Raw genomic sequence first — 5,585 nt, 5'->3', positions numbered from 1 at the left:
GCGTCGCCTGCGCGCTCCCGAGCAGTGCCCGCATCCCGCCCGAGAGGGCTCCCACCCGCTTTCCGGCCGCGTCGGACAGCCCGACGCCGGCCAGCGCCGCGTCCGGGTCGCCGCCCGCCAGCGCCGCGTAGAACCCGAGCGTCTCCCGGGCGGTGAACCCGTCGCGGAACGGCACCCGCTGCGGCAGGTACCCGACGTGCTTCTCGGACCCGGCGCGCGGGCCGCCCTCGGGGTACCGGACGCTCCCCGCGGTGGGCTCGACGGCGCCCGAGAGGATCCCGAGGAGCGTCGACTTGCCGGACCCGTTGGGGCCGACGACGGCGGTGACGCCGGCCTCGACCGACAGCGAGACGCCGTCGAGGACCGGGACGCCGCCGTAGGTTCGGGTGACGCCGTCGACGGCCGCGAGCGTCGGCTCGCTCACGCCGACCCCTCCGCGGTCGCCGTGGCGTTTCCGGCGGGCTCGCCGGCGGCCCGCCAGTCCGCTCGGACCGGTCCGTCGGCGTCGGCGCCCGCACCGGTGACCGCGTCGACCCGCTCGGGGTGGTACGGCGCGGCCGCCGGCGCGGGGTCGATGATGCTCCCCGAGCGGGCGCCGGGGACGGTCCCCCGGAGGGCGTCGAGCAGCCGCGCCGCGGGCGACTCGCGCACCGCGGCCGCGCTCACGTGGCGGTGGAGCGCGGCGTCCACGGGCGAAGTCGGACGATACGCCCGGCTCCCGGGAGCGTGCGGGCCGACGCTCGCGCCGTCCCAGTAGTTCCCGCGGTCGCCGTCGGCCCACACGCGGAGCGCCCCGGCCCCGGCCGTGGCGTGGTCGCCGTTGCCGACGAAGTCGTTCGCGACGACCCGGCTGGAGGGGACCACGGTCGTCGCTCGCGCGCCGAGCTCGTTGTCGACGACGACGTTGTGTTCGTACAGCGACCCCCGGGCGCTCGTCGAGAAGCCGAGCTCGTTCCCGACCAGCGTGTTGTACCCGACGTACGTCCGCGTGCCGGACGCCTGGATCCCCGCGCTGGAGTTGCGGACGTCGTTGCCGACGATCGCGTTGCCGGCCGGCCGCGTCATCACGGTGACTCCGGCGAACAGCTCGTTCCGGAAGGCGTTGTCCGCGACCAGCGCGTCGCCGGTGTACATGAGGTGCGTCCCGTACCGGTTGTCGACGAACGTCGAGTTCCGCACGATCGAGCCGTCGGCGCGGTGGAGGTAGATCCCGTCGCGTCCGCCCTCGAACCGGCTGTTGGTGACGGTGACGCGCGACTTCATCCCGGTGACGCCCATGAACCCGTCCTGCCACTCGTCGGTCCCCTCGACGAGGAGTCCGCTCGCGGTCGCGTGCGACCCGTCGCGCAACAGGATCCCGCTCGCCTCCGTGTCGACGGCGACGTCGTCGACGACGAGCCCGGGCGCGCCGACCGCCTTGATCCCGGCGTCGCCGTAGCCGTAGCCGAGCTGGATGTTCGTGTCCCACGTCCCGCCCTCGCTCTCGCGGGACGCGCGGGCCGCCTCCGGGTCGCGGGTGCGGTTCCCCGTGCCCGCGATCCGCAGCCCCGTGACCGCCACGTCGCGCGCGTGAACGGTGATCACGGACCCGTTCCCGTCGCCGACGACGCGGGTCGCTCCGGGGCCGGTGCCGCTGCCCACGCCGGCGATCGTCACGGACCGGTTCACCGTCACGGTCTCCTCGTAGGTCCCGGGCGGGACGCGGACCGTCGTGTTCGGCGGCGCGGCCGCGACCGCGGCGCCGATCGTGGGGGCGTCCTCGCCGACGACGACGGAGACCGGGCGGTCCGCGCGCCGCTCCGCCGCGGCGATCCGGTCGTTCGCCGTCCGCCAGCGGTCCGGGGCGAGCGCCCGCACGGTCGCCGCGGAGTCGACGTCGAACGACCGACTTCGGACCGCCGCCCAGCCGACGACGGAGCCGCCGTGTTCGTCGGCGAACGCCGCCGCGGCGTCGCGGCTCGCGAATGGGACGACGACCGGCCCGGCCGGCGTCCGCGCGTCGCTGTCGACCACGTACCGCGCTTCTCCGACGGGCGTCCAGCCGCCCGCGCCGCCCGCGGCGAACAGCCCCGACTCGGTCGTGCCCGGGTCCCGATGGTCGAACGTCTCGACGTACGCGACGAGCGGATAGCCGAACTGGCGCTCCGTCCGCCCATCGCGGCGCGAGTCGACGAACGAGGCGATCCCGTTGTACCCGACGACGTACTGGAGCTGCGAGTAGAACACCTGGACGCGCGGGAGCGTCGCGTCGCCGGCCATCAGCGCGTCCGTCTCCGAGGAGAGCCCCAGCTCGACCGCGTCGTCGAACCGCACCGGCTCGGGTACCGACTCGCTCGGGTCCGCGGCGAACGCGCCCGCGGTCGCGACCGCGGCGAGCGCGACGAGCCCGAGGAGCGCGAGCCGGAGGCGACGCGACCGGGCGGTAGCGGGGTCGAAAACTGCCACGCGTTCGCTTCGATCGGCAGCGCCTTAGAACGTCTGGTTCGTTCCTCGAACGAACCGTTGAACGCGTCCAGAGGGGCTAATAGCCCGGTATTCCAAATACAACTATGACGAGCGACAACCAGCCGACGAGCGCACCCGACCGACGCGAGAACATCCCGCGGCGACGCCTGCTCGCCGGACTCGCCGCCGGCGGCGCCGCCGCGGTCGCCGGCTGTGCCGGCGGAGGGTCGGAGTCCGCGTCCCCCGTCTCGATCGACGACGACCAGGCCTGCGACCAGTGCGGGATGATCGTCGCGGACCACCCCGGAACGGTCGGGCAGGTCCACTTCGAGGACGACGAGCCGGAGGGCGGGCGCCCGGCGCAGTTCTGTAGCGGCACCTGTACGTACACCTACCGGTTCGACGCGGCGGACGCGGGACGGACGCCGGTCGCGACCTTCCTCACCGACTACTCGGCGGTCGACCAGGAGGTGTTCGAGGAGGGCGGCGACACGATGTTTTCCTCGCACGTCGAAAGCGAGGCGTTCGCCCGCGAGACGACCCTCACGGTCGTCGCGCGCAGCGAGGTGATCGGCGCGATGGGGCCGGACTTGGTCCCGTTCACCGACGAGGACGACGTGGAGGACTTCGTCGCGGAGTACGGCGGCGAGGCGATGCCCGCCACCGAGGTGGACCGCGCGACGCTTGAGGCGCTGTAGGGTCGGATACCGGTTCATCCGGAGGGTGAGCTCAGATTCTCCGGAACCCTCTGACGCCGGACACGCCGCCGACGACGGCCGAGAAGGCCAACGTCGCGACGAGTTGCGGCGTGCCGGTGACGCCGGCGCTGGAGAGCACGCTCGCTACCAGCACGGTGAGCGCTATCACGGCCAGCGTGATCACCGCCTCGCGGACGAGGATGCTCCGGAGGCGTGCCCTGCGCTCCGACCGTTCGGTCTTCAACGCCGGTACCACGTCCCTGATTCGGGTCTGGACGAGGTAGTTCGAGAGCCCGGCGAGGAAGCCCGCGAACAGGGACCACTCGATGGGTAACAGCTCGAACTGACCACCGGCCGGCTCGGCCGTCGGATCGCCCTCTGCCGAGTCGGAGACATCGTTGGCGGTACCGTCCGCCTCGCCGTCGTCAGTTCCGTCCCCGGCGTCGGGGTCGCCGTCCGCCCCGTCGGACCCGCCGTCGCCTCCGTCCGCACCGCTGTCCGCGTCGCCGCCGGTGCTGTCGGCGTCACCGCCCGTTCCGCTGTCGCCACCGTCGGTCCCGCTGCCACTACCACTAGTGCCGTCGTCGCCGCCGTCACTCCCGGTCCCACTGTCACCGTCTCCGGCGCTGTCGCCACCGCTGCCACTCCCGGTCCCACCGTCGTTGCCGCCAGTGCCGTCGCCGTCACCGCTATCGGCTGGTCCGCCGTCGTCGTCACCGCTATCGCCCGGTTCGCCGTCGTCGTCACCGCTATCGCTCGGTCCGCCGGTGCCGTCACCGCTATCGCTCGGTCCGCCGGTGCCGTCACCCGGATCGGATCCGGTGTCGTCTTCGGGGACGTCGACGGTGAAGCGGACGCTCTCCGTGTAGCTCCCGACCGTCGGCGGGACGGTCGCGCCGAGCGTGACGGACGCCTCCGGCTCAAGCGTTATCTCGCCGCCGGTGACTCGCTCGCCGGTGTCCATCCGGTACAGCGTCACGCCCTCGGCGTCGGCGTCGATCTCGACCGTCGTGGCGGAGTCGTCGCCCTCGTAGCCGGCGAACCCGACGAGAAACAGGTCGTCGACGCTCGTCCGCGCGTCCGGCGGGACCGATCCGAAGCGGAGACGCAGCTCTCCGGCGCCATCGTACGCGACGTACCTGTCGGCGTTCTCGCTGTCGGCGGGCGACAGGTAGACGCCCGAGTCGGTCGCGACCTCGTCGCCGTCGGTAAACGAGCCGGTGGTCGCGACGCCGCCGCCGAGCAGGACGACGAGCACCGCGAGCACGACGAGGGCGCGGTTCATGTTCCCACCGAGTTCGCCGTCCGGGTCGAGCCTCGCCGCGCGACGACAGGGCCGAGGCTACTCGGCGTCGTCGCTCTCGTCGGCGCGGCCCGTTCGCTCACGCTCGTGGGTACGTCACTGAGGGTGTTAATAGTGAACTGCGTTAGCCGCTTCAGCGTCGCATTGACTCGGCTAACCGGGGGCGTTAGGGCCGTCCACCGGCTTCAATGACCGCCTGAACCCGGCTAACGCGGCCTAATAGTAAGTGGGTACTTAGCCAATGGATGGACGTAACAATGAAGCTGAATCGCAGAAGCGTGTTGGGGGCCATCGGGATGATCGGCGTCGGAACCGGTGCGGCGTTCGGGTCGGGAGCGTTTACCACAGTTGAGGCGCAGCGCGAAGTGGAAGTGAACGTTCTGGGCGGCGGCAACGGGATCAGCAGGCTGAATCCGAACGGTAACGAGGACGCCGATGACCTATCCGACGAAACCGAGGGACAGGAGAAAGACATCGCCGACAACATCACTAGTAACTTCGCCGATGTTCTCGTCGACACCTCCTCGAACAACATCGCCGTAAAAGACGGTGACGACACCTTCTACGACGGCGAGGAGCTGTTCCCCGTCGGTTCGGACACGTACGGAAGCGTTGACGAGAACTACGTGAGCCTCGTCGCGAACGACGTGACGATCGTTTTCGGACCGGACGGAAACAAACTGCCCAGCAACGCGACCCTCACACAGAACGACCTGTTCGCGCTTGTGAGCGACGGGGACTTCGATGTCGCGTTCTCCTCTGAAAACGCAACTAACGCGAGGCTCATCACGAAAATCGGCGGCGAAGACGTGGTAGATACCGAAACGACGCCGACGGCTACCGGGACTGCCAACGGCGGAACGACGCTGCTTGGCGCGACGGTCGACACCGGTGAGACGGCGACCGAGACCGAAGACCTCACGATCGAAATAACAGAAAACACTTCTTCATGAGGATCAGTGGCAGGTAACTCGGTTTTTCGCTCTTCAGTAGACTGGCGGAACCAGGAGTATTAGTGCCTCTGGCCTGGCAAAGACGGGTATGTGTGAAGACCGTCCTGCCTTCGGCCAGAGGCTAGCGGAACTTGCGGAACTTGGGGTAATAGAATTTCGGCCCGAGCCGCTCGACGCCATCGTCGA

The 5,585-nt window shown here is 70.4% G+C and carries 5 protein-coding genes; 2 read left to right on the top strand and 3 right to left on the bottom strand.

The window, feature by feature from the left end:
• A partial coding sequence (locus tag B9G49_RS15440) for an ATP-binding cassette domain-containing protein (RefSeq protein ID WP_143414724.1) occupies positions 1–424 on the bottom strand: 424 nt, incomplete at its 3' end.
• Positions 421–2,445: a NosD domain-containing protein gene (locus tag B9G49_RS15435; protein WP_086216961.1), complete on the bottom strand. Its 2,025-nt coding sequence runs from the start codon at positions 2,443–2,445 to the stop codon at positions 421–423. The genes B9G49_RS15440 and B9G49_RS15435, both read right to left, overlap by 4 nt.
• A gap of 104 nt (positions 2,446–2,549) precedes the next feature.
• Between B9G49_RS15435 and B9G49_RS15430 the strand changes: the two genes are divergently transcribed.
• Positions 2,550–3,143 carry a nitrous oxide reductase accessory protein NosL gene (locus tag B9G49_RS15430; protein ID WP_086216960.1) on the top strand — a complete coding sequence of 198 codons (594 nt, stop codon included), beginning with the start codon at positions 2,550–2,552 and terminating at the stop codon, positions 3,141–3,143.
• A gap of 31 nt (positions 3,144–3,174) precedes the next feature.
• On the opposite strand, the gene B9G49_RS15425 is transcribed toward B9G49_RS15430, so the two are convergent.
• Positions 3,175–4,428 carry a hypothetical protein gene (locus tag B9G49_RS15425; RefSeq protein WP_086216959.1) on the bottom strand — a complete coding sequence of 418 codons (1,254 nt, stop codon included), beginning with the start codon at positions 4,426–4,428 and terminating at the stop codon, positions 3,175–3,177.
• 275 nt (positions 4,429–4,703) lie between these two features.
• Here B9G49_RS15425 and B9G49_RS15420 point away from each other — a divergent pair, with 275 nt between their 5' ends.
• Positions 4,704–5,399, top strand: coding sequence for a hypothetical protein (locus B9G49_RS15420; protein ID WP_086216962.1), 696 nt, complete (start codon positions 4,704–4,706; stop codon positions 5,397–5,399).
• Positions 5,400–5,585: the final 186 nt, after the last annotated feature.

The organism is Halorubrum sp. SD683, from assembly GCF_002135045.1.
Classification (GTDB): domain Archaea; phylum Halobacteriota; class Halobacteria; order Halobacteriales; family Haloferacaceae; genus Halorubrum; species Halorubrum ezzemoulense.
The sequence above is the reverse complement of the archived record's forward strand: the minus strand, read 5'-3'. Positions and strand labels throughout refer to the sequence as shown.

Excerpts from the sequence above, each read along its gene's own strand:
- B9G49_RS15420 (WP_086216962.1), top strand. The coding sequence starts at position 4,704 with ATGAAGCTGAATCGCAGAAGCGTGTTGGGGGCCATCGGGATGATCGGC.
- B9G49_RS15425 (WP_086216959.1), bottom strand. The coding sequence starts at position 4,428 with ATGAACCGCGCCCTCGTCGTGCTCGCGGTGCTCGTCGTCCTGCTCGGC.
- B9G49_RS15430 (WP_086216960.1), top strand. The coding sequence starts at position 2,550 with ATGACGAGCGACAACCAGCCGACGAGCGCACCCGACCGACGCGAGAAC.